This window comes from Ureibacillus sp. FSL E2-3493 (assembly GCF_038077515.1).
GTDB lineage: Bacteria > Bacillota > Bacilli > Bacillales_A > Planococcaceae > Ureibacillus > Ureibacillus halotolerans.
On the sequence record NZ_JBBOPK010000001.1, the window covers coordinates 2,154,429 to 2,177,957 of the forward strand.

At 34.7% G+C, this 23,529-nt stretch carries 28 protein-coding genes; 3 read left to right on the forward strand and 25 right to left on the reverse strand.

The window, feature by feature from the left end; all coding sequences use genetic code 11:
• Positions 1 to 54: 54 nt before the first annotated feature.
• The 3 genes from MHH69_RS11140 to holA form a co-directional block, all read right to left on the reverse strand.
• Positions 55 to 1,368, reverse strand: coding sequence for a hypothetical protein (locus MHH69_RS11140; protein WP_341362360.1), 1,314 nt, complete (start codon positions 1,366 to 1,368; stop codon positions 55 to 57).
• Complete coding sequence (locus MHH69_RS11145; RefSeq protein WP_148037801.1) at positions 1,368 to 2,057, reverse strand: hypothetical protein; 690 nt, start codon at positions 2,055 to 2,057, stop codon at positions 1,368 to 1,370. The genes MHH69_RS11140 and MHH69_RS11145 overlap by 1 nt, the downstream gene beginning before the upstream one ends.
• A gap of 128 nt (positions 2,058 to 2,185) precedes the next feature.
• Entirely contained in the window at positions 2,186 to 3,196 is a 1,011-nt protein-coding gene (gene holA, locus MHH69_RS11150; protein WP_341362361.1) for a DNA polymerase III subunit delta, read from the reverse strand.
• Between the two features lie 174 nt (positions 3,197 to 3,370).
• Between holA and MHH69_RS11155 the strand changes: the two genes are divergently transcribed.
• Positions 3,371 to 3,535, forward strand: coding sequence for a YqzM family protein (locus MHH69_RS11155; protein WP_122971368.1), 165 nt, complete (start codon positions 3,371 to 3,373; stop codon positions 3,533 to 3,535).
• Positions 3,536 to 3,560: 25 nt separating this feature from the next.
• Here MHH69_RS11155 and MHH69_RS11160 read toward each other — a convergent pair whose 3' ends face one another.
• The 12 genes from MHH69_RS11160 to MHH69_RS11215 all read right to left on the reverse strand — a co-directional run bounded on the left by MHH69_RS11160 (position 3,561) and on the right by MHH69_RS11215 (position 13,198).
• Positions 3,561 to 5,870 (reverse strand): DNA internalization-related competence protein ComEC/Rec2, encoded by a 2,310-nt coding sequence (locus tag MHH69_RS11160; protein ID WP_341362362.1) that lies wholly within the window; start codon positions 5,868 to 5,870, stop codon positions 3,561 to 3,563.
• Entirely contained in the window at positions 5,854 to 6,426 is a 573-nt protein-coding gene (locus tag MHH69_RS11165; protein ID WP_122971370.1) for a ComE operon protein 2, read from the reverse strand. Before MHH69_RS11165 ends, MHH69_RS11160 begins: the two co-directional genes overlap by 17 nt.
• A 76-nt stretch (positions 6,427 to 6,502) precedes the next feature.
• The gene (locus MHH69_RS11170; protein WP_341362363.1) at positions 6,503 to 7,189 is read right to left on the reverse strand and encodes a helix-hairpin-helix domain-containing protein; all 687 of its coding nucleotides are present in this window, start codon (positions 7,187 to 7,189) and stop codon (positions 6,503 to 6,505) included.
• A 76-nt stretch (positions 7,190 to 7,265) separates the two neighbouring features.
• A complete protein-coding gene (locus MHH69_RS11175) occupies positions 7,266 to 8,009 on the reverse strand; it encodes a class I SAM-dependent DNA methyltransferase (protein WP_122971371.1) in 744 nt (247 codons plus the stop codon).
• Positions 8,009 to 8,356 carry a ribosome silencing factor gene (gene rsfS, locus MHH69_RS11180; RefSeq protein WP_122971372.1) on the reverse strand — a complete coding sequence of 116 codons (348 nt, stop codon included), beginning with the start codon at positions 8,354 to 8,356 and terminating at the stop codon, positions 8,009 to 8,011. The genes MHH69_RS11175 and rsfS overlap by 1 nt, the downstream gene beginning before the upstream one ends.
• 29 nt (positions 8,357 to 8,385) lie before the next feature.
• Entirely contained in the window at positions 8,386 to 8,949 is a 564-nt protein-coding gene (yqeK, locus tag MHH69_RS11185; RefSeq protein WP_122971373.1) for a bis(5'-nucleosyl)-tetraphosphatase (symmetrical) YqeK, read from the reverse strand.
• On the reverse strand, positions 8,936 to 9,508 hold the full coding sequence (locus MHH69_RS11190; protein ID WP_122971374.1) for a nicotinate-nucleotide adenylyltransferase: 573 nt from the start codon (positions 9,506 to 9,508) through the stop codon (positions 8,936 to 8,938). Before MHH69_RS11190 ends, yqeK begins: the two co-directional genes overlap by 14 nt.
• Before the next feature lie 12 nt (positions 9,509 to 9,520).
• Positions 9,521 to 9,826 (reverse strand): ribosome assembly RNA-binding protein YhbY, encoded by a 306-nt coding sequence (yhbY, locus tag MHH69_RS11195; RefSeq protein ID WP_122971375.1) that lies wholly within the window; start codon positions 9,824 to 9,826, stop codon positions 9,521 to 9,523.
• A gap of 16 nt (positions 9,827 to 9,842) precedes the next feature.
• Positions 9,843 to 10,676, reverse strand: coding sequence for a shikimate dehydrogenase (gene aroE, locus MHH69_RS11200; protein WP_341362364.1), 834 nt, complete (start codon positions 10,674 to 10,676; stop codon positions 9,843 to 9,845).
• Between the two features lie 40 nt (positions 10,677 to 10,716).
• The gene (gene yqeH, locus MHH69_RS11205; protein ID WP_122971377.1) at positions 10,717 to 11,820 is read right to left on the reverse strand and encodes a ribosome biogenesis GTPase YqeH; all 1,104 of its coding nucleotides are present in this window, start codon (positions 11,818 to 11,820) and stop codon (positions 10,717 to 10,719) included.
• Positions 11,820 to 12,338, reverse strand: coding sequence for a YqeG family HAD IIIA-type phosphatase (locus MHH69_RS11210; protein ID WP_122971378.1), 519 nt, complete (start codon positions 12,336 to 12,338; stop codon positions 11,820 to 11,822). Before MHH69_RS11210 ends, yqeH begins: the two co-directional genes overlap by 1 nt.
• A gap of 77 nt (positions 12,339 to 12,415) precedes the next feature.
• Entirely contained in the window at positions 12,416 to 13,198 is a 783-nt protein-coding gene (locus tag MHH69_RS11215) for a phosphatidylserine decarboxylase (RefSeq protein ID WP_122971379.1), read from the reverse strand.
• Positions 13,199 to 13,311: 113 nt separating this feature from the next.
• Between MHH69_RS11215 and pssA the strand changes: the two genes are divergently transcribed.
• Together pssA and sigK are read left to right on the forward strand one after the other, a co-directional pair.
• Positions 13,312 to 13,851 (forward strand): CDP-diacylglycerol--serine O-phosphatidyltransferase, encoded by a 540-nt coding sequence (gene pssA / locus MHH69_RS11220; protein WP_122971380.1) that lies wholly within the window; start codon positions 13,312 to 13,314, stop codon positions 13,849 to 13,851.
• A gap of 122 nt (positions 13,852 to 13,973) precedes the next feature.
• Entirely contained in the window at positions 13,974 to 14,717 is a 744-nt protein-coding gene (sigK, locus tag MHH69_RS11225) for an RNA polymerase sporulation sigma factor SigK (RefSeq protein ID WP_122971381.1), read from the forward strand.
• Positions 14,718 to 14,972: 255 nt separating this feature from the next.
• Here sigK and mtnN read toward each other — a convergent pair whose 3' ends face one another.
• The 10 genes from mtnN to MHH69_RS11275 form a co-directional block, all read right to left on the reverse strand.
• Positions 14,973 to 15,665, reverse strand: coding sequence for a 5'-methylthioadenosine/S-adenosylhomocysteine nucleosidase (gene mtnN, locus MHH69_RS11230; RefSeq protein ID WP_122971382.1), 693 nt, complete (start codon positions 15,663 to 15,665; stop codon positions 14,973 to 14,975).
• 69 nt (positions 15,666 to 15,734) lie between these two features.
• Positions 15,735 to 16,451, reverse strand: coding sequence for a YrrS family protein (locus MHH69_RS11235; RefSeq protein ID WP_122971383.1), 717 nt, complete (start codon positions 16,449 to 16,451; stop codon positions 15,735 to 15,737).
• 202 nt (positions 16,452 to 16,653) lie between these two features.
• Positions 16,654 to 17,139 carry a transcription elongation factor GreA gene (gene greA, locus MHH69_RS11240; RefSeq protein WP_122971384.1) on the reverse strand — a complete coding sequence of 162 codons (486 nt, stop codon included), beginning with the start codon at positions 17,137 to 17,139 and terminating at the stop codon, positions 16,654 to 16,656.
• A gap of 241 nt (positions 17,140 to 17,380) precedes the next feature.
• Entirely contained in the window at positions 17,381 to 18,019 is a 639-nt protein-coding gene (gene udk / locus MHH69_RS11245) for a uridine kinase (protein WP_122971385.1), read from the reverse strand.
• Positions 18,020 to 19,285 (reverse strand): peptidase U32 family protein, encoded by a 1,266-nt coding sequence (locus MHH69_RS11250; RefSeq protein WP_341362974.1) that lies wholly within the window; start codon positions 19,283 to 19,285, stop codon positions 18,020 to 18,022.
• Positions 19,286 to 19,316: 31 nt separating this feature from the next.
• Positions 19,317 to 20,249, reverse strand: a complete 933-nt coding sequence (locus MHH69_RS11255) for a peptidase U32 family protein (RefSeq protein ID WP_122971387.1) — start codon at positions 20,247 to 20,249, stop codon at positions 19,317 to 19,319.
• Positions 20,250 to 20,255: 6 nt separating this feature from the next.
• The gene (locus MHH69_RS11260) at positions 20,256 to 20,888 is read right to left on the reverse strand and encodes an O-methyltransferase (protein WP_122971388.1); all 633 of its coding nucleotides are present in this window, start codon (positions 20,886 to 20,888) and stop codon (positions 20,256 to 20,258) included.
• Positions 20,889 to 21,198: 310 nt separating this feature from the next.
• Positions 21,199 to 22,320 carry an endolytic transglycosylase MltG gene (gene mltG / locus MHH69_RS11265; protein ID WP_174232656.1) on the reverse strand — a complete coding sequence of 374 codons (1,122 nt, stop codon included), beginning with the start codon at positions 22,318 to 22,320 and terminating at the stop codon, positions 21,199 to 21,201.
• Between the two features lie 261 nt (positions 22,321 to 22,581).
• Positions 22,582 to 23,097 (reverse strand): DUF1292 domain-containing protein, encoded by a 516-nt coding sequence (locus MHH69_RS11270; RefSeq protein WP_122971389.1) that lies wholly within the window; start codon positions 23,095 to 23,097, stop codon positions 22,582 to 22,584.
• 75 nt (positions 23,098 to 23,172) lie between these two features.
• The gene (locus tag MHH69_RS11275) at positions 23,173 to 23,481 is read right to left on the reverse strand and encodes a DUF1292 domain-containing protein (protein ID WP_122971390.1); all 309 of its coding nucleotides are present in this window, start codon (positions 23,479 to 23,481) and stop codon (positions 23,173 to 23,175) included.
• Positions 23,482 to 23,529: the final 48 nt, after the last annotated feature.

Here is a 23,529-nt window from a genome sequence, read left to right on the forward strand (position 1 = left end):
TTTCATTGCACAAAAAAACTATCCAAAAGACCCAAGTCCTGGATAGTTCGTTTATTAATATAAGAATAAGTATTTGAAGTAATCTTCCCAAGTAAACGTTGTTAACAGTTCTTTATCCGGCCATTCAGTTGGAAAAGGGAAAAAACTTCGGCTATATAATTTTCTTTCCTTATCATTTAAAATGACTGTACCATCTTCAATAGAACTTGTAAAAACGGTCGTTCCATGATCATGAAACTCTAAATGCACAGGTGACAGATTAATTTTCCCCTCTTCATCCAATATATAAACAAATTCACCAATACTTGAGTTTGACGTGTTGTCCGTATGCACCCATTCTTTCTTCAATCGATGAGCATTTAATGCTTCGTCAATTATAATTTTAGCCTTTGTCAAACTCGCAATCGGCTTATTAATAATTTGTTCATCTAGATCAATCCGTAATTCATAGGCAGTTGGTTGCGGAAGCTTTACGACCTTCTCCATTTCTTTATACCAGATCGATTTAATAGCAGGGATATTTTGTTTTTCTACTACAACACCTAGTAATTCTTTTTCCCCTTCTGCTGCTAATTCCAGTTCTTCTGCTCCTCCAGCTTGCCCAATGTTCTCTCCAACAAGTAACGGATCTAATGCTACATTTTGGTTTTCGTTTATTTGTTGCCATTCCTTTTCTGAAAGATAGGTTAATAGATTTTTATCATTAGGATAGAGTATAAACGTAACCGAACCATTTTCCTCAATCACATCACCTATCATCCCATCAACAGGACTAGATAACACATTAGATACAGTTAGTTCGTTCATTTGTTCATCAATGATATCAATGTTTCTTTGAACTTCAGCAATACGACTTTCTACGATTGCAATTGCTTCGATAGGTGATTCTTTCAAGATTTGCGTTTCAATAGTAAAAGTGAACTCATCACCGATTTCTTCGGTATCAAAATTTGAAGTAGGCTCATCTAAAAACTCTTCAACTTCTAATTTAGCAACAATCTCTTCTAAAGTTATTAACTCCCTCTCATAGGCCATTCTTTCGGCCTCCATTTTTTTTCGTTCCTTGGCTGCTTCTTCTGTTTTATAAGCGGCTATTTCTTCATCCATTAAAATTTTTTGACCAGGTTGGACGGATATTTGGGATAAAGCTTCTGCATTTGCTGTAATATGAATTTCTTCTTTCGGAACAATAAGAGCATCTTTTTCTATATACGCCCTTTCTGTATTTGAAGTGGCACGCTCATATTCAGAAATATAATAGGATCGACTTATCTGACTATCTTCACTAAATACAAGTCGAATATTCAAAATGAGAAAGGACAAAAAAAGTCCATAACCAATGATCCACCAAATTTTCACCTTCCGCATTATAGACCTACCACCTTTAATAGATAGTCTTTTATCGGTATTACACTAATAGCTGCAGTAATAAGGGCGAAGAAAAGTTGAACAATCATAATTTTCGTTAATAATATCCCTTTGCTTTCCTCTTCCCATTTAGAAAGAAATACGTATTGAATCACAACGGTTGCAACGGTTGCAACCGTTATTTGATTTAAAAAATATATAACAAAACTATCATTCACTAAATAGGATGTAATAGGCCCTAAGGATAAAAAGGATAAAGGTGTCGTATACCCCACCATAACAAATACTATAAATAGAATCACTTTCTCTATTAAAATACTAGCAATAACGAATAATTGAATCTTTGATATTGAACGAAATGGAAAGTCTGTTAATACATATAAACAAAAGGAAATAATATAATAATGAAAAAGGAAAAATAACATTCCTTCAATCGCTGCTCCTAATGTAGACAAATATCGACTTACCACAAATTCTTCATACATATTTGAAACGGAAAAATAGGTTAGACCTTCCGTCCCCATCCCCCAAAGGTCTCTTACTATGTAAAACATGATCATGAAGAAAAACAATATAAAAAATTTAATACGATACCCTTTTATTAGATAACCTTGATCTGCGTTATCTAACGCAAAGGCTAATTTACTAGGATTGAATAGTGAATGCCAAAATCTAAATTGATAGTCCATGTCTATTCCTTTCAATATAACGTTTATATTTTTTGGTTAAATTGAAACTTAATAGATTAAATATAACAGATTTTGTAAATGGAGTTAAATGGATAACTAATTATAAATTGGAAAATGCTCCATATGGTTTATAGCGCTCTTAGTAAAAACATTTCCAAATACCTCTCACGGTTTCCACTGATGGATTTCAATTGTAAATCAATTTCAGCTAATTTATTTAATGCTTTGAGTAGCCTTTCTTCACTTGGCCGATCCCGATTTTCCAATATTAGCTTTACTCGATAAGGGTGAATTTTCAGCTGCTTTGAAATTTGATTTGGATGATATCCTTTTTTCTGTAAATAATAAACGTTATTCATTGTACGAATATTTGACGCAAGAAGCCCGACAAGTTTAATCGGTTCTTCCTTTTGACGCAGTAAATCATGGTAAATATGCAGGGCTTCTGCACTATTATGAGACAAATAGGCATTTAACATTTTAAATGCATCATGCTCCAACGTTTTTGCAACAAGTTCTTCTACTAGATGAACGGATATTTGCTGTTCTTCACCTAAATACAACGATATTTTTTCAATTTCAATTTGCAATTGCAACATATTTGCTCCAACCATTTCAATTAACTTATCCACCGCTTCATCAGTAATACTTTTTTCAAATGCTTTAACTTCATTCCGAACCCAGACAGCCAGATCATTTTCTTTCGGTGTTTCGGCATGTAGCATAATACTTTTTTCTTTCATAGCTTTTGTAATTTTTTTACGTTCGTCTAGCTTTTCATACGGTGCAATAAAAACGGTGATACAAAAATCCGATGGATGGGCTAACCAATTTTCCAACCTTTTTAAATCATGCTCTATTTTTTCTTTCCCTTTTTCCGATGCTTTTAAAAAAGATGCGTTTTTCGCAATCACTAATTTTTTTTCTGAAAAAAATGGGAATGTATCTGCTTCATCAATCACTAAATCAACAGGCGATTCTTCTAAATCAAATGTGATGATCTCCGCCTCTTCATTTTTATTTAAAGATTTTTTCAATCTCTTCATTGTTTCATCAACGAAATAAGTTTCTTCTCCGAAAATACAATAAATAGGAGCGATTTGCCCATTTTGCATTTCTTTCCAAATTTTCGTAAACATATTGAAATCCTCCTAATACTTTACCTACTAATAAGTATACACGTTTTTTATTTTCTAGCATCTATGTATAAAATGTGGCAAACAATGAAAGGTTATTAAAGAGAAAAGGTTTTATTCGATATAGATTTTTGTATTATCTTCACTTATAATTGAGTTTGAGTAGGAGGGATAGGTATGTCATCACATGATGAGAACGTTGTAACACACAATCCTTTTGAAGGCAAAAACGGCGCTTCAATGCGAAATCAAGCTATTGATGCTGGCGTTGGATTTGGTGTTTCTTTCGTATTCTTTGCACTTATGTTTATTATTGCAACAATTATTGATGTAGCAGCATAATCGCTGAAAGAAAAAAGGGAGATCTCTATTTTGAGATTTCCCTTTTTTCTTTATTTGACGTGACGATTTCCATATTGGAATCAGAAATTGTCACTTCAATTGTCCCCACTTCACTTGTCGTAAGTGTTGTTAAATCATATGCATCAAACCGCTCCACTACTTCTTGGTGCGGATGTCCATAACGATTATTTTCCCCAGCACTAAATATCGTTAAGCTTGGCTGTAGTTTTCCAATAAACTCTTCGCTACTTGATGTTTTACTACCGTGATGTCCCGCTTTTAAAACATCAATTTTAGATAAATCGGGATATTCCTTTACAATTATCTGTTCTCCTACTTTCTCCAAATCACCTGTAAATAAAGCATCAAACTGATTCATTGACATATATAGAACTAGTGAATCATTATTTCCTTCGTAAGTTGTTTCTTTCGGCCATAAGTAAGTAAAGGTTATATCATCCACTTTCCAAGATCGATTTGATATTTGTTCGATGATAGGAATCTTTCTACTCTCCGCTTCCATTAGGAGCTCGTTCATTACCTTTTCTTTATACGAACTTGGAGTAATATGTATCTCCTTTACTTCGATCTCTTGTAAAACTTCTTCTGCTCCTTCAACATGATCACTATCAGCATGGGTTAAAATTAATTTATCAATCTTCGTGATACCTTTTCCTTTTAAATAAGGGACTACAACATCCCTTCCGATTTCATAAGAACGATTACTTTTTTTCCATTGTTCTTGTTCAAATCGTAATAAACCACCTGTATCTATCATATATACTTGTTTTCTATATGGTAATTCGATGACGACACAATCCCCTTGTCCTACATTTATAAAGGATATTTTTAATTCATTTGATAGCTTCCCACTTAAATGAATTATCAATGCAGGAATAAATAAAACAATCAGGATTATGGACCAATTTCTTTGGCAATCTAATAAATAAAAAACGATAAACACACTAATAAAAGCTACTAATATGAGAATTATCGTTGGTTTACCTGGATTCCACATTTGGTGTGGAATGGATTGTAAAAAATCAATGATTGTTGTAAGAAATAGCCGAACCGGCTCATAACCATGAAATAAAAAGGATGATAGATTGAACGGAAAATAAGAAACGAAGAGAAGCACGATATTAATCGGTAAAATAATAAATGAAAATAAAGGAACAAAAAATATATTCACAATAAAGGAAGATAAGCTTATTTCATAAAAATGGAAAAGCAATAGAGGATAAACAAGTAATTGACAAACAAAAGTAATGAAAAAAGATTGAATAATCCATGAAGAAAACCGGTTAATCAAAGGGCCAGAATAAATTAAACTAGCCGTAGCTAAATAGGATAATTGGAACCCTACTTGATATATGACCCAAGGTTCGAGCCATACAAATAAAATAAAACTAATTGCCAAGCAATCGTCTACCGATAATTTATTGCCCTTTATTCGACTTATCATCATTATTTCAACAATAGTGATAGCACGCCAAACTGAAGGCGCTCCGCCGGCAAGAATCCCATAGATTGGTAAAACAATCATTAATACAATTGTAGCAAGCTCCCTCCTCACCTTTAAACGCAATAACCCTTGAAAGAAAATGAAGGATACAATGGCAATATGGAGACCAGAAATGGCAAACAGATGGGTAATACCGAGTGTTTGGTATGCCCTTGACGTCTCTTCATCGACATTTTCTTGTAAACCAATTAAAAGGGCTTGAGCTTCTCCAACTAAAGAGTGGGGAAAAGTTTCTTCAATATGTTGTTTTAAGTGAAATCGTTGTAAACTAATTTTACGTGAGATGGAATCTTGTATGCCTATAAACTGCCATTCCGATATTTCAACTATACCCATAGCTCCTTTACTTTTTAAATAACGTTTCATATCGAAGGCATAATCATGATTAGGCTTTGAAGGTTCTACTAACTTGCCATCCACTCTAAATTCCATACCGACTAATGGGGTTTGTTGGAAATTTATTTTTTCGTTTTCTGATTTTATTTCATACTTTACATAAATAGTTCTACCTTTGCGATCTTTCATAAAACCGCGCAATACATTCCCTTTTATCGTATATTCATCGGTCCATGTTAAAACTTCAGGAAGTTGAAGTGGTTCATTTAAAGGTTTTATCTCATGAATAAAGGAAAAATAAGAAATAGTTCCGACAATTAGAACTCCCACTACATGTCCTATTGCTATTTTTTTATAAGTTAGAAAACCACTTATGAGTAATAAAATAAATAAAAGCCTTACCGATTCGAAAGCTGCAAGGGTAGCAACGAGAACCGATAAGGCATAGAAAATCCAGTTATGCTTGAACGACATCAAATAATTCTTTCACCTTCTCTTCAAAAGGCTTTATTTCCTCTTCTGAAGCACCTAAATCCCTCAATTTATGTAGCATGTCAACTGCTAATTGTAATTTGCTTTTTTGTAAAAAGTCTATTTTTGCTTCATCAAAAGGAATGTGTGCAACATTTACATTGGCTTTTTCAAATAACTCTAACGCATATTCATTATTTTTATAATCCTTAGCGTAGTATACATTTTTTATACCTGCTTGAATGATTGTTTTTGAGCACGGTAAACAAGGAAAATGGGTTACATAAATATCTGCACCGTTCGTTGGTGTTCCATATTTTGCGCACTGCAATAATGCGTTTGTTTCGGCATGGATTGTCCGAACACAATGGTTGTCCACGACGTAACACCCTTTCTCTATACAATGTTCATCGCCTGAGATTGAACCATTATAACCGCCTGCAATAATTCTTTTCTCCCTTACAATCGTTGCCCCAACCGCTAATCTACTACATGTACTTCTAAGGGCTAACAAATGGCTTTGTGCCATAAAAAATTGATCCCAAGTAATTCGCTCCATATGATTACCTCCAAACTATCTTACTTTAGTTTAGATGTTCACACTCGTTTGTGCAATGTCATAAATGTTGAAATGTTTATTTTATATCAATTAAATCCATTAACTTTTCGAACGTTTTATCTCCAATACCAGAGACATTTTTTAATTCATCAATCGATTCAAAGGGACCATTTTCTTCTCGATAACTAATAATCGCCTGGGCTTTGGACGGTCCTATGCCTGGAAGGGTCGTTAATGTAGCTTCATCCGCATTATTAATATTCACTTTATCATTTGTGTTCCCACTATTTTGGTATGGGACACTTGTTGCAATCCCGCCTGACAAACTATTTTCTATAACTTCACCTATTTTAGGAACAAAGATGACCATTTCATCTTGTAGCTTTTGGGCATGGTTAATTGCCTTCGTTTCCGCCTCTTCTGTGTAGCCACCCGCTAGCTCAATTGCATCAATAACCCGATTTTCCATCGTAAGTTCATAGACACCTGGATATTTTACAGCACCTTTTACATCTACTAAAATCTTTTCTGTTTTAAGTTCTTGTTCAGTAATTTCTTTCTCTTTTGCCTTATCTTTTATTTGTTGTTGCTCATTACTATTGAATTGTTCAGTTTGTTCTTGTGGAATCGTTGAAATCGTATAGGATTCTTTCGTAGAATCTTCTTGTTGAAGGAATAAATAAAGGAGAACGATAACGACAATACCGGGGAACAGCATTGTCTTTCCATATTTCTTTAATACTTTCTGGAATATAAAAAACACCTCTTCTCCAGAAGGTAATCATATGGAGTATAACAATAATATACATAAATTACCTTCTGTTGAAAAGATGTTTTCTTTATTTCATTGCACGTATAAAAATTCGTTCACTTTCCTCTGAAGGACTTTGTTGTGACCAATCAGCTGTAACTGAAACTTCCGAAAAGCCGACTTCTTTTAACCATTTAACATACATTTCCCATGGATAAGTTCGTTGGAAATGTTCCTCATCGAAGCGCTCATATAAACCACTGTTCTCATCTTTCACGAAAAACGTCATTTGATGATATACAGAATGGTCAAACTCACCTTGTTCGGTATACCAAAGATACATAATTTCTCCATCATCATACGTAAAAGGACTTTCCATAAAAATAAAATCCATTTTATAAAGGGAGTGAACATCAAAAAATAATTGTCCACCATCCCGAAGTTGTGTATAAATTCGTTTGAACGTTTCTAAACAAGCATCTTGTTCCACTAAATAATTAATGGAATCAATCGGAATCGTTACGACATCCAGTTCAGAAAAACCATCTAGTTCATCCATTGACATCGCAAATAACGGGATATCTACCCCTTCAGAATCAAACCGTTCTTGGGCAACCGATAACATCTCTTCTGACAAATCAATGCCACTGACCTTATACCCTGCTTGATGAAATAGTAAGGAGAGTGTCCCTGTTCCACAAGCGACATCCAACAACTTTGGATATTTATCGCTTGGAGCAAAGGTTTGTATCCAATGAACATATTGATCATAGGGAATGTCTTCCATTAGCTGATTATAAACGGATGCAAAACGACTATAACTGTTCGTCATCACTCAGCAGCCGGCATATCTAATTGAGGAGCATCTCCCCATAATCGTTCTAAATTATAAAATGCTCGTTCATCTTTATGGAAAATATGCACTACAACATCCCCAAGGTCCACTAAAATCCAACGCGCAGAGTCAAACCCTTCGATACGTTTAATTTCATAACCATTTTCTTGGGCCTTTTCTTGAACTTCTCGTGCAATAGCTTGTGCTTGTCGATCTGAATTACCGTTACAAATTAAAAAGTAATCAGCTAACAAAGAAATATTTTGCATATTTAATACAACAATATCCTCTGCTCTTTTATCATCTAATGCTTTATATACAATTTGTAATAAAGATTCTGTCATTCTCCACTTTTCCTCTCTTTATAAACGCTCTATGCATTTTTTGAAATTACATCATTATAGCACTCTATTGAAACCGGAAAAATTGCTTGCTCGGTATGGACTAAAAATGAAATCGTATGGCAAATACATGCTTTCATTGCTTCATCCAAGTCAGCATTTGCCATTTGCCTTAATTCATCTACTCGATCAAATTTCCGATTTGGTTCAATCATATCAGCAATGTAAATAATTTTTTCTAATTTGGACATATTTGCCCGACCTGTTGTATGGAAACGGATGGCATTTAAAATATCTTCGTTTGTAATATTAAATTCAGTTTGAGCAATCCATGCCCCAACAGGTCCATGTAAAATTTCTGAACCCCAGCCTAATAATCGTTCATCAAGACATTTTTCTTTTACTATTTGATTCATCCATTCTTCATCAGCATACTTCGCGATGTCATGTAAAATGGCAGCAACTTCAGCTGATTTTACATCTTCACCGTACTTTTCTGCTAAGAAAATGGCTGTTTCCATTACACCAATAGTATGAATATATCTTTTTTCAGGCATACGTGTTTTAATTGCCGATAAATAATCACTGCGCTCCATATAGACCTTCCTTTCGAATATAAGCTTCAACGCTATCAGGTAGTAAAAATTTTAATGTACCACCTGTTTTAATACGCTTTCTTATTAACGTTGAAGATAAATCCAATTCAGGCGCCTCCACCATTTTCACATCATATGTAGAAGACGATTGGGTGCCAGGACGTTTCAATCCAACAAATTGAATCAGTTTTACCAATTCGTCAATTTTATACCATGTATGTAACGAATCAATCATATCGCCACCGATGATAAAATAAAATTGTACATCTGGCTCCCTCTTACATAATTCAACCATTGTATGATACGTATAAGATACACCGCCGAGCTCAAATTCAATCTTTTCAACCTTGAAATGATCGTATGGCTCGATGGCAAGCTCTACCATACGTAGACGATTTTCCATCGAGGCATCATCGACAAATTGTTTATGGGGTGCAATGGCATTTGGCATAAACCGGACTTCATCAAGTTGAAGGGCATCAAAGGCTTCGTTCGCCATTATTAAATGTCCAATATGGGGAGGATTAAAGGTTCCTCCTAAGATGCCAACTTTTTTCATAGGCATAACACCTTACTTTTTACTCTCTTTAGGTAACACAATTTTTTTATTGTTACGAGATTCTTTATATAAAACAACTGTTAAACCGATTAACTGTACAAGTTCTGCACCAGTTCCAGTTGCTAAGCTTTCCGCTACTTCGTTTTTTTCATCTTCACAATTATCTAAAATACGCACTTTAATTAATTCACGTGCCTCTAGTGCATCCCGTAATTGACGAAGCATTTGGTCATTAACGCCACCTTTACCTACTTGGAATATCGGTGTTAAATGGTGTGCTTCTGCTCGTAAAAATCTTTTCTGTTTGCCTGTAAGCATAAAATAAAATTTCCTCCTAAATTAACTGCTCATTTTGTAATTCTTCAGTTAATCTTTTTATCATTAAATTTGTATTTGGATATTGTCCTAACCAATGTTGAAAAGCGATTGCTCCTTGATGGACAAACATGCCAAGACCATTAATAATTGTTGCCTTCCTTTTTTCGGCCTCCAATAAAAATGGTGTCATTAATGGATTATACACAATATCCGCCACAAATGCTCCCTCTTGTAATTTTTCAAGGGATAACGGCAATTTAAAATCCGTATTCGCTAAGCCGGCAGAAGTGCATTGAATGAGAATGTTAAAACGGTCCAAGGAATTTTCTGCTTCTTCTATAGAAAGTGCCCGTCCTTCCCCTAATTCATTCACTATTTTTTCTGCTTTTGAAACGGTTCTATTCGTAATCGTTAAATTGTGATATCCATACTGTTGTAACGCAAAGGCAATTCCGCGGGCTGCTCCACCTGATCCAATGATTAGAACTTCACTTTGTTTTTGTTGTCCTATCGCTTCTTCAAGGGAATGAACAAAACCTGCTCCATCCGTATTGTATCCTTTTAACTTTCCATCTTGGACAACGACCGTGTTCACTGCAGCCATTTTTTCAGCTATTGGATCAAGTTCATCTAAAAACGGAATAATCGTTTGTTTATGGGGAATGGTGATATTCCATCCACTAACACCTAATGTTTTTAAAGCTGCGACCGCTTTTTCTAACTCATCACCTTTTACATGAATCGGTATATATGTCGCATCTATATTCATTTCTTCAAACCAAGTATTGTGCATATTCGGTGATTTGGAATGGGCAATCGGGTCCCCAATAACAGCAAACCATTTCTTCATTTGTTCAACCTCCCCATCCATAAGCAATACGTTTCATTTTTTAAATTAACGATGGTCGAATAAATACTTCAACACCCTTTGGTGCATGAGCTGCAACAACTACATTCGGATGTTGGACTGTAATCCACCCAAGACCGGAAATAACCACATCGGTTTTCCCTTCTTTTATAGCAAATTCATGACGAACTAATTCTGGTAATTGATCAATATATTTTTCAGAAGGTGGTGAAAGGAGTTCCCCTTTATGTTCCATATATAAAGTATCTGCCTTCTCCAACTTAGTACGATGAATTGGTAGGTCATTTGCTGCATAGATTGTAAAAGCAGAGCGATCACCCTTTATGAAATCAAATCGAGCAAGAGCCCCGATAAATAAAGTTTGACCTTCATTTTGTTGATATACTTTCGGTTTAATTTCTTTTTTCGGCATTATATATTTCAATTCACTTGAATCGATATGATGGGCCATTTGATGATGGTTAATAATACCCGGCGTGTCATAAAGGGCTGAACCATCATCTAGCGGAATTTCAATCATATCTAGCGTTGTTCCAGGGAAATGGGATGTTGTAATGACATTGCCTTCTCCCGTTGCCTGTTTAATAATACGGTTAATGAAAGTAGATTTCCCTACATTTGTACAGCCTACTACGAATACGTCTTGACCTTTTCTTAACGTTTCAATAGCATCTACTACTTCTTCCATTCCGAACCCTTTATGGGCACTAACAAGCATTACATCAATCGGTTGTAATCCTAACGCTTTTGCTTCCCGTTTTAACCAATTAATAACTTTTTTCGGTTTTACAGACTTTGGCAATAAATCGGCTTTATTCGCCACAAGTAAAACTTGATTTTTTCCGACAAATCGGTGCAAGCCTGGTAACCAACTGCCATTAAAATCAAAAATATCAACGATTTTTACGATTAACCCTTGCTGTTCTCCAAGGCCGTTTAATATACGTAAAAAGTCGTCATCGGTTAAACTTACCGGTTGAATTTCATTGTAATTTTTCAATCGGAAACAACGTTGGCATATAACGGTTTCCTTTTCTAATGAAGAAGGAGGTGCATAACCTACCTCTTTCGGATTTTCTGTTTGTATAATTGCTCCACAGCCAATGCAGTTTGGCATTTCACTCATTACTGTTCCTCCCAAGTTTTAATTCCTTTGCGTTTTAACGTATTAAACACTCGACGTTCTACGAAACGATTAAAACGCGTAACAAAGCCATCCGATTCTGCAACCGGACGGACTAAAAAAGTATATAATTTTAAACGGTTAGCACCCATAATATCCGTTAATAATTGATCCCCAACCATTGCCACTTCATTACTTTTTAAGCGAATTTGTTTCATAGCAGCAAAATAGGCAGCTCCTAATGGTTTTCGAGCCCGGAAAATAAATGGAATTCCTAGCGGTTCAGCAAAACGTTTTACCCGTTCTTCATTGTTATTAGAGGCAATAATAATACGAATTCCTGCGTCTTGCATCATTTTCATCCAAGCTGCAATCTCTTCCGTTGCATCTGGTCGATCCCATTCAATTAAAGTATTATCTAAATCTGTAATAATGCCTTTAATGTTGAGTGCTTCTAATTTTTCTGGTGTAATTTCAAATACACTTGAGACAAATTCTTTTGGTAATAAAAAATTATACAAAGCCTTAACTCCTTCATAATATCTATAAGTATTGGATGATATTACCTCTATTTATAAAGGTTCTCTTTATTAGTCGATTATAGCATAGTTGCAATCGGTTCTCCCATTTTCACGGCATGTCCTTTTTGTACATTGTTTGTAAAAGTAACAACATTTTCTTCAAATAACATGACAACCGTTGATCCAAAACCGAAATAACCGATTTCTTCGCCCTTTTTCCAAGAAGTGGACACATTCGTCAAAGTAATGGAATTAACAAACATTGCGCCAACTTTCACAAGGGTAAAGTATTTATTATTTTGAATTTGAATTTCATTAATCATACGATAATTATGGCTAATCGGCTTTTTGCCATATGTTAACCCTAATTGATTGACTGGATACGATTTATTTCCAAGAAAGTATTGACGAATAACCGTACCATCTAACGGACTATGAATTCGATGATAATTGGCAGGACTTAAGTAAAAAACAATATATTTTCCTTTTTTATATTTTTCAACCATTTGTTCTTTCCCTAATAAGTCAAACAACGTATAAGGCTTGCCTTTTACACTAAAAACAGCACCATCTTCTATTTCACCGAACGATTCAATTTTTGCATCTACTGGACTAATGAACGTTTTGTCATGTTGATTTATTGGTCTGGCATCCTCTTTTAACTGTCTTGTGAAAAAATCTTGTAAACTTTCAAAACTATGTAGTTCTCTTGAAACCTCAGAGACATCTATTCCGTATACTTTACTATACTCACGAATAAACTTTTTACTAAATGAGGATGAGACAAGTTTTTTTAACATCAGGGAGCTGTATTTTCCATTCGTCAGTTCAATCAAGTATTGATATATTTTTTCTTTCATATAAACCCCCTATAAATAAATTCTTAATTTTTAAGAAAAAATGAATGACTTACAATTTGTACTGTTTCGAAGTATAATATAGAAATATAATTAGCGCAAAGGAGTGTTTCCCCATGTTTCTTCTACATATGGTGGATTCCACGATTAAAAAAATTAAATCGCACGCTGCTAATCTAATTACTTTATGTAATTTGTCATTTGGTGGCGCTTCTATTATGGCGACATTAAATGAATCATATAGTTATAGCGTATTATTTATATTTATAGCTGCTTTCCTCGACCGTTATGACGGTAAGGTAGCTCGGAAATTTAATCAAGAATCGGAACTTGGTAAACAATTAGACTCGATGGGTGACATTATTTCGTTCGGTGTCGCACCAGCCCTTTTAATGTATGAATGCATTTTAAATGACTTTGGTACATTAGGAATGATTATTACGATTTTCTATATTGCTTGCGGCGCGTTCCGTCTGGCACGATTTAACATAACTGAATCCAACTGTTATTTTGTAGGTTTACCAATTACGGCTGCAGGTACAATTCTTACAGTATCCTATTTCCTAATACCCGTAGTGAATCCGCCCTTTTACTTATTTGTCTACCCGATACTTTCCATTTTGATGGTAAGTACCTTTTCATTAAAAAAATTATAATGAAACACGATGCATCAAATCTAAATGATTGCATCGTTTTTTTATGTTTATATCCCATATACCTTTCATTTTCTCGAAAAGTTTATCATATAATGTCGAAAAAGGCAGAAAGGATGACGTGATTGAGTGGAATTTTTGCATCACTAATGCAGCTTTGGCTAGACATTCCGTCATTTCTTGGGTATTTAAAGGGGCAGGCTTTTCACCGACCTTTTACGAAAGAAGAAGAAGCCAAATGTATCGAACGCTTCATGGCAGGTGATGAACAAGCACGTCTCGATTTAATTGAAAGAAATATGAGACTTGTCGCCCATGTCGTCAAGAAATTCCATCCGCAGCACGAACAACTAGACGATTATATATCCATTGGTACAATTGGTCTGATGAAAGCTGTGAGTAGTTATACGCCTGATAAAAAAACACGTCTAGCCACATATGCTGCCCGTTGTATTGAAAATGAAATTTTAATGCATTTAAGAGCACAAAAAAAAGTTCAAAAAGATGTTTCCTTGTTTGAACCAATTGGCGTAGATAAAGAAGGACAATCATTACAAATTCGCGACTTATTACAACTAGATGAACAACCCGCTATCGATAAAATTGAACAAAAAGAAAGTTTTGAACAACTCTATTCCTACCTAAATACCCTTGAACCTCGAGAATTGGAAATTATCGTCTATCGTTATGGACTAAACAATAACGATCCATTAACTCAAAAAGAAATCGCAAAAAAATTAAAAATTTCCCGAAGTTATGTTTCGCGGATTGAAAAACGAGCCCTCGTTAAACTTTACCAACAATTTAAACATAATCAAGCGGAAAAGGAAAATCGAAAATCAGAAAATGATGCCACCCATTTAAACTGAATCTCCCAATGAACAACTGATAAAATCTCACCATAAAAAAAGCTCATTAATGGTTGTTATTTAACCTTAATGAGCCTTTTCATTAATGATGTACGTGTGAATCATTCGCACCAAAATAAATTAAAATACCTAAAATTGCAGTGATAACTACAGAACCACCCATAAGATATAACATTGGTTAACCTCCCATTACATTCATATTTCTATATTACTTTGTCTATTTCTGAAGCGTCAAGACGTTTATTTAACAAACCATTACAACTTATCAATCGTTTTTAAGACAATTTCCGTAGAATGTTTTGCTGCAACAGGTAAAAATTCATCAAAACTAATATTCGATTCCTTCCCTGCTATATCAGATAATGCTCTAATGACAACAAACGGTGTATCAAATTGATAACAAACTTGCGCAACGGCTGCAGCTTCCATTTCTACAGCTTTCATTTGTGGAAAGTACGTTCTTACCTTTTCAACACGCTCAGGGTCGTTCATAAAGGAATCACCCGAACAAATAAGTCCTACCGCATATTGATGTTCTCCAATCTCTGTAACAGCCTCTTCAGCCAGTTTCATTAACCGTTCATCGGATTTAAAAGCTGCAGGTAATTGGGGTACTTGACCCATTTCATAATTAAAAATCGTTACATCCACATCGTGATGGCGTACTTCATCTGAAATGACAATAGCTCCAACTTCTAATGATGGATCATATCCACCAGCAGATCCAGTGTTAATGACCACATCCGGTTTAAACTCATATAGTAACGCAGTAGTCGACATCGCTGCATTTACTTTTCCTATTCCACTTTTTAATAAAACCACTTCTTTATCATTATATGTACCTGTTGTATATTCGCTGTTCGCAATCGTTGTCGTTTCTGTATTTGCAAGTGCATTTCTTAATAATTCTACTTCTTCTTCCATTGCACCAATGACGGCAATTTTCATTCCGATATCCCTCCAATAATTGACACTTATACTAAGATAAAGAATAAGTGGCCATACGTCAACGAAAAACTAATAGGTACCTTCTAATTTTTTCAGTTTCTCAACCTTCACAGGCTTCCAACCTTCATTTTGAACCCATTCAATATAAACTCGATATTTTTCTGTTTTATCATTGTTTGAAACGACGGCAACTGAACTATCGGCACTACCATTATTTTTTACTGACCAATAAATGATATTATTTTCATCTAATTGTACAGCATTTCGAATCGTTTTTAATTTTTCCTCGTAATCAATATGCCCTTCTTCATAGGCCGATACATGTTCGCCGCTTTGCTTTGTTGGCGTAACATCCCAGCTTGGATTCGTAATAACTTGTTCTACTATTGGATCGTTCGAACTTTGTACGATCAATTTGGCTTCACTTGTCTCTTTATCGTCTTCTGCTTTTCCAGAGTCAGATTCCGTACTATCTTGATTATCCTCCGATTGGGAAGAATCCCCTTCCAGAGCCTCTCCATCATCGTCCTTATCAGAAGAGTTGTTATCTGTTTGATTAGTATCTTCATTCTCTTTCATATTATCGCTACTATTATTTTTATTTTCTTGAGCTACCTCAGTTTTTTCTTCTTTTTCAGAATCATCATTTAGAACAATCACTAAGTTTAAAATAATGAGTATTGAAACAACAGCAATTAATATATTTAAGAGGCGATCCATTTTGCTCTTTGTCTTTTTACGCCGCTTATTTGAGCGTGTTAAAGATTCCTGTCCTTTTTTAGACATACGATTGAATCCTCCTTTACACCATTACTTTTATTGTATCAATATTCCATTTGAAAACCATTAAATACCCCATTATTTAATATTCTTGTTAGAAATTTAAACGAAATGAAAAAGTCGACAAATCAGTAAAATTCGTCGACTCTTCTATGTTTTCCGAATTCGAATGGCTATGTATATTAAGCCAGTTGAAAGGATGGTAGAACTATTTTGCTGTTTTAATGGAAACGATGCGTACTTCCATGTCTCCACCAGGTGTAGTTAATTTTACGATATCATCTACCTTATGGCCAAGTAATGCTCTCGCAATCGGTGAATCGTTTGAAATACGTCCTTCAAATGGATCTGCCTCAGCTGAACCAACGATTGTATATTCTTCTTCATCGCCATCAGGAAGTTCAACAAACGTAATTGTTTTCCCTAAAGTTACGATATCACTTTCGCCCTCAGATTCCTCTATAATTAATGCATTTCGTAGCATTGATTCAATTGCTGAAATACGTCCTTCTACAAAACCTTGTTCTTCTTTTGCTGAATCATATTCAGAGTTCTCTGATAAATCTCCAAAGCTTCGAGCAATTTTAATGCGCTCTACTACTTCTTTACGTTTAACTGTTATTAAATATTCTAATTCTTCTTCTAATTTTTGTTTTCCTGCTAATGTCATTGGATATTGTTTTTCATTTGACAAGACATTTCACTCCTTAAATACTAACAATATTTTACTTGAAACAATACTATACACCTTATACATGAAAATGCAATCGTTTTCTTTTTTAAAGTGTAATAATAAAACCCGGTTAGTAATTAAGCATATGAGAGAAAAGTAACCAATAGAAGTACTTTTATCCACTTAACTAATAACCGAATTTATTAGTAATATTATATATTTTTCTTCAAGTTCTATAAAATTCCAATACTAACTCATCATATTACACAATCGACATAGTTTCAAGAATTGTTTTAATTTTTGTTACCATTAAGTCGATGGCTACTTCATTTTCTCCACCTTCTGGAATAATAACATCAGCATAGCGCTTAGTCGGTTCGATGAATAAATTATGCATTGGACGAACTGCCGTTAAATATTGATCGATTACTGAATCAATTGTTCTTCCTCGTTCTTTAATATCTCGCTCAATACGTCGAATTATACGTAAATCTGAATCAGTATCAACAAACAATTTAATATCCATTAAATCACGTAGACGTTTATCTTCCAGAACTAAAATACCTTCAAGGATAATAACGTCCTTCGGATCTACATGAATTACTTCCTCTGCACGAGTATGATTCACATAATCATATACTGGTTTATCAATTGCTTTTCTTTGTAATAAACGATTTAAATGCTCTAGCAGTAGATCATTATCGAATGCTAGTGGATGATCATAATTCGTTTTCAAACGTTCTTCAAAAGTTAAATGGCTTTGGTTTTTATAGTAATAATCTTGCTCTATAACTACAACAGAGTGTTCTCTGAATACATCATAAATGGCATGTGTCACACTAGTTTTCCCTGAACATGAACCACCCGCAATCCCTATTACTAAAGGGCGCTTTTTGGACATTTATTTATTCTCCTTTCGCATCATGTTGTATTGGAACAATGGGCGATCCACTTTGAATTTTACAATTTGTAACGGATGATTTGCTACTTCGATCTCATTACCCTTTTCATCCCAAATTTGTCCAACTTCCATTTTAAATGATTCAATATCAGGTCCGAAAAATTCAACCGTATCACCTTGCTTGAAGTAATTTCTTTGCTGTAAAGTGACGATTTGACTTTCTTGATCATAATCAAGGACAAGGCCTGCAAAGTCCCATTTTAATTTCGTCGCATGAGTGCCAAACATTTGTTGCTCAAAACTTGGTTCTCCTTCAAAGAAGCTTGATGCAGTGGCACGGTTAGCGCAACGATCCAACTCTTCTAACCACTCTTTTTTAATTTTAAAGTTTTCTGGATCCGCGCAATAGGCATCAATCACTTTACGATAAACAGAAATAACAGTGGCAATGTAGTGAATGGATTTCATACGTCCTTCCACTTTTAACGAATCAATGCCAAGTTCAATCATATGGGGAATAGATTCAATTAATTTTAAATCTTTTGGACTCATTGCAAACGGCGCGTCTCCTTCGTTAAACAACGCTTTTTCTTCGCCATCTACTTCTTCATATAAGTCATAATCCCAACGGCATGACTGGCAGCATCCTCCACGATTTGAATCCCGAGCTGTCATATGGTTAGATAATACACAACGGCCAGAATAGGCAATACACATCGCACCGTGAACAAAAGCTTCAATTTCAATATCCACTTCTTCTTTCATTTTGCGCATTTCTTCTGCGCCTACTTCACGGGCTAACACAACGCGATGAAGCCCTTCTTGCTTCCAATACTTAACCGCTTTCCAATTGGAAAGGGATTGCTGTGTTGATAGATGAATTTCTAATTTAGGAGCTACACGACGACATGTTTCAATAATAAATGGGTCCGCTACAATAATTCCTCTAACTCCCGCATCTTCAATGTCCTGTAAATACTCTTCTAGACCAGCCATATTTTCATTATGGGCAAAAATGTTCGTCGTTACATACACAACAGCGCCATATTTTTTTGCAAATTCTACACCTTCACGCATCTCTTCGATTGTAAAATTGTTTGCGTTGGAACGTAAGCCAAATTCTTGGCCACCAATAAAGACAGCATCAGCTCCGTAATGAACGGCTACTTTTAATTTTTCTAAGCTGCCTGCTGGTGCTAATAGTTCAGGTTTTTTTGTAATAACACGTTTACCATTAACCGTCTCACGAATTTTTTCGTTTTCTATTAATTGTAACAAGGCAAATGCCGCTCCTTCCTTAATACACTGTTTCTTTAAAGATAAATCCTGTATCTAATGGACGTAATTTTGGTTGAATGATTTCAATTCGCTCTAATAGCTTATTTTTCAAGTCATCATAAGCATCTTCACCTTGATCGAAATAGGCATCAATTGCTTGGCGATAACAATTAGTTACAGTCACGATATATTCCTCTGTTTGGAGTACACCATCAAATTTCAATGAATCAATTCCCGCTTCAAATAGCTCCGTTAATTCATCGATAAGACACATATCGTTAGGAGAGAAAATGTGTGTTCCATTTAAATCTTCGTATATCGGATATTTATTTTTACGTTCTTTATCATGAAGGAACATATTTTTATTTTCTTTCCGATTTTCAACTTCCATTACTTCTCCGCGATATAAGAAATAGTTCCCTAATAGCGAACGTTTTGATTGGAACATACATGTCATTCCATGAACTTGTACTTCTATTTCTGGTTTTGCATGTTCTTTTATTTCTAACACTTCGTCTAAAGAAAGTTCACGGGCTAACACAGCACGTTTTGCCCCACGTTCTCCCCAATAGTTCGCTTGGAACCAGTTCGTCGCAATTGTTTCAGGATTCCAATGAAGTGGTATCGTAATCCCTAGCTCACGTACTGATACGACTACGGCAGGGTCACCAAATATTAATGCGTCTACACCTATTCTTTGCATCTCTTTTAAGTATTCATCTAAAGCCTCTAGACGGTCATTGTGGAAAAGTGCATTTACTGCAACATACACTTTTTTACCAGCCTCATGAATTAGCTTTGTTGCTTCTTCTACTTGGCTAACGGAAAATTCACCTGCTAAACGCAGACCAAATTGTTGCTCGCCAATGACAAATGCATCTGCGCCTGCTAGAATTAACTCTTTAATATGTGGTATCGATTTTGGCGTAACTAATAATTCAGGTTTTTTCATTACTTGTCACCTCTTCAAACAAATTAATAAGCCATCACCAACAGGAAAAAATGTACTATCATAATTAGGATTTTGCATAATCCAGTCAGTGAAATGTTTTAAATTACGAATCATCGTTCTTTTACGCCGGGGAACTTCTTTAATATCTAAATCCGACAGACCGTGCATGTATATATTGTCGATATACAAAATACCACCCGGCGGAACTAGTGGTGCGAATTTTTCAAAGAAACGAATATTTTGGCCTTTTGCGGCATCAATAAAAACAGCATCAAAAGTAGATTGAATTGTTTCAACATCCACTTCTAACGCATCGCCTTCGATTACCGTAATTCGATTTGATACTTCTGAACGTGCAATAAATTCTTTTGCAAGATTGACTCGTTCGGAATCCCTTTCAATCGTCACAATACTACAATTCGGTAATGTTTCTGCCATCCTCAATGCAGAATAACCAATTGCAGTTCCTATCTCCAATATGCTAGATGGATTTTGGATTCGAAGGAGTTGGTTTAAGACATCAATGGCAGGCAGTTGCATAATCGGCACATGATGTTCCTTTGCAAAACTTTCCATCTCCATTAATAACGCATTGCGTGGTTGAATAAAGGATTCTATATAAGCATCAGAAAATTCCATTATGTGAACCCCTTTTTAATAAAAAAATAAAATCGTTAAAAAGAAAAAACCAAACATTAAATTTGGCTTAAAGACTTACTATACGATAAAACAAAAAATCAATCGTAAAAAAAGAAAGATTCGTTGTTACGTTGCAAATCTCTTTCTTCAATGAATACAAAAAATCACAACTTATAATATCACGAAAACAGAAGGAAAGCGAATAATCTTTATTGTGGAGTATAGAAAAAGTTTCAACTCTATTTTTTCTATACTCTCCAAAAAAACGTTCGTTTCCTTCTGATTATGTCATACTGTTATGGAATTACTATTATTGTTGTAAATATTGGTCTATATTTTTCAAATGTTCATCGTATGTTTTGGCAAAGTGATTGTTTCCTTCTTTATCCGCTAAGAAATATAAATAGTCAGTATCGGTCGGACTAAGGGCAGATTCAATTGAAACTTTTCCTGCATTGGCAATCGGTCCAGGAGGTAACCCCGGATTTTTATACGTGTTATAAGGGTTGTCCACTTCTAAATCTTCATATAAAACCCGTTCTTTATGGGAACCTAATGCATAAAGTACAGTTGGATCTGTTTGCAAAGGCATATCTGCATCTAAACGATTATAAAATACACTCGCAATAGTTGCTCGATCCGTCTGTGCTGTTGCTTCTTCTTCTAAAAGAGAGGCAAAGGTTAATAATTGATGTGGTGTCATTTCTTTTTCCTGTAGCAATGCACTATACTCCACAACAATATCATTTGTTTGAGAAATCATCATTTTAATAATATCATCTAATGACGGATTTTCTTCATAGAAGGAATAAGTTGCAGGATATAAATATCCTTCAAGGGCAAAGCGAATGTTTTCATTAAAAACTTCTTCCGTAATTAAATCAGGGAATGTCCCCATCATGTTTTGAATAAATTCTTTATTTGTTACCTTTTCCATAAACTGTTCAGCCGTATAATTTGTATGTTTTTCAACAATTTTAGATATTTGCTCTAACGTCAAACCTTCTGGAATGGTAAGGGTAAATAAAGGTTCTCGATATACTTTCCCAGTCTTCAAGCTTTCGATAATTTCATCAAAAGTCATTGCTTGAGTCATGACATAGTTACCAGCCTGAAAATTCGTTGCATTTTTAAACTTTGTATAATATTTAAAAACTCGGGCATCTTTGATAACCTTCTTTTCTTCTAAAATACTAGAAATTATTGTTATCCCTGAACCCATTGGAATTTCTACTTCAATCTCAGCAGTTGCCTCAGGATCAATTGGTTTCATAGCAGATTTCACATAGAAAAACCCACTAACACCTACTACCAATACAATTAACAAAATAGCAAGCGTCACAATCGTTACAATCCGTCTTACAACTCTTCCTTCTGATTTTCGTACGTTTAATTTCTCTATCATTTTCTGTTTTTTAGAATCACTATCCACTAGCGTACCCCCTCACATCTCCTAATATGATACAAGAAAATACAAATGGTGACAATAAAACATGTCTCTTACGGGTTAGAGACATGGTTTATCTGCGCCGAAAGCTTGCGACAGGCGTTAAATATTCCTTCTCAAAACTTGAGTTTGAGTAATGTTCATTTGCGACGAGTACCTACTGGAACTAAAGGAGCAATATGTTTTATCTACAAAAATTTTTTAATACAAAAAAACGCTATGATAGTCATAACGTTTTTATCATTACTATTCACTTAAGGCTTCTACTTCTTTTTCAACCTGTTTCCATTCTTCTTCCTTTTCAATTGGCAGTAAATCAAGAACTTCTCCGTTCTCTCCTGGAATATATGCAGCTGCATAAATTTCCCCTACTTCTTCTTGATCTGCAAAGGTATAAAGAATATACGACTTATTAAATTCTTCTAATTCAAAACGATGGATAACTTCACAAACAATTTCCTCACCGTTTTCATCAGAAATCGTAAAATAATTACCATCTTCACCAAATTCAGCAATTAACGTATTTAATACTTCATCTACCATATCCCATTCTTCTTCTGTTTCAAGGGAAGAAAAATTCGTCATTTCACCATTGTCTCCCAATTCATAACGAAGGGCTGAAATTTCTTCGCTTTCATTCCCCTCTTCATCCACTAAAGAATATAAAACGTAGGATTGATCATCTGTATCAAATGTAATAACCACTTTACATAATTGTTCAGAGCCATCCTCTAATTGAAGCTTAAATAATTGATCGTCCATTCATGTACCTCCTACTATTTAAAAAAGGTAGGCAAAATGAGCCTACCTTTTTTATTATAATATTTATTTTACTTCTTATTCTTCTTCGTCATCTAATTGGTCTTCTAATTGATTTAACACATCTTCAATTAAATCCCATTCTTCTTCTGTTTCAATTGGCTCTAATTCTCCATCTTCGCCATTTTCAGAAGGAACGAACGATGATGCAAAGATTTCAATTTGACCTTCATCATCTTCTTCAGCACCTACTAATGAATAAAGTACATAGGATTTACCAAATTCTTCAGAATCGAAAGTGTGTAGCACTTCGCATAGTTGTTCGTTTCCATTTTCATCGACGATAGTAATATGACGATGTTGTTCATGATCGTGTTCATGTACCATTATTGGTCACCTCTTCATTAAATTTAAAACTGGATATACTTTATATCA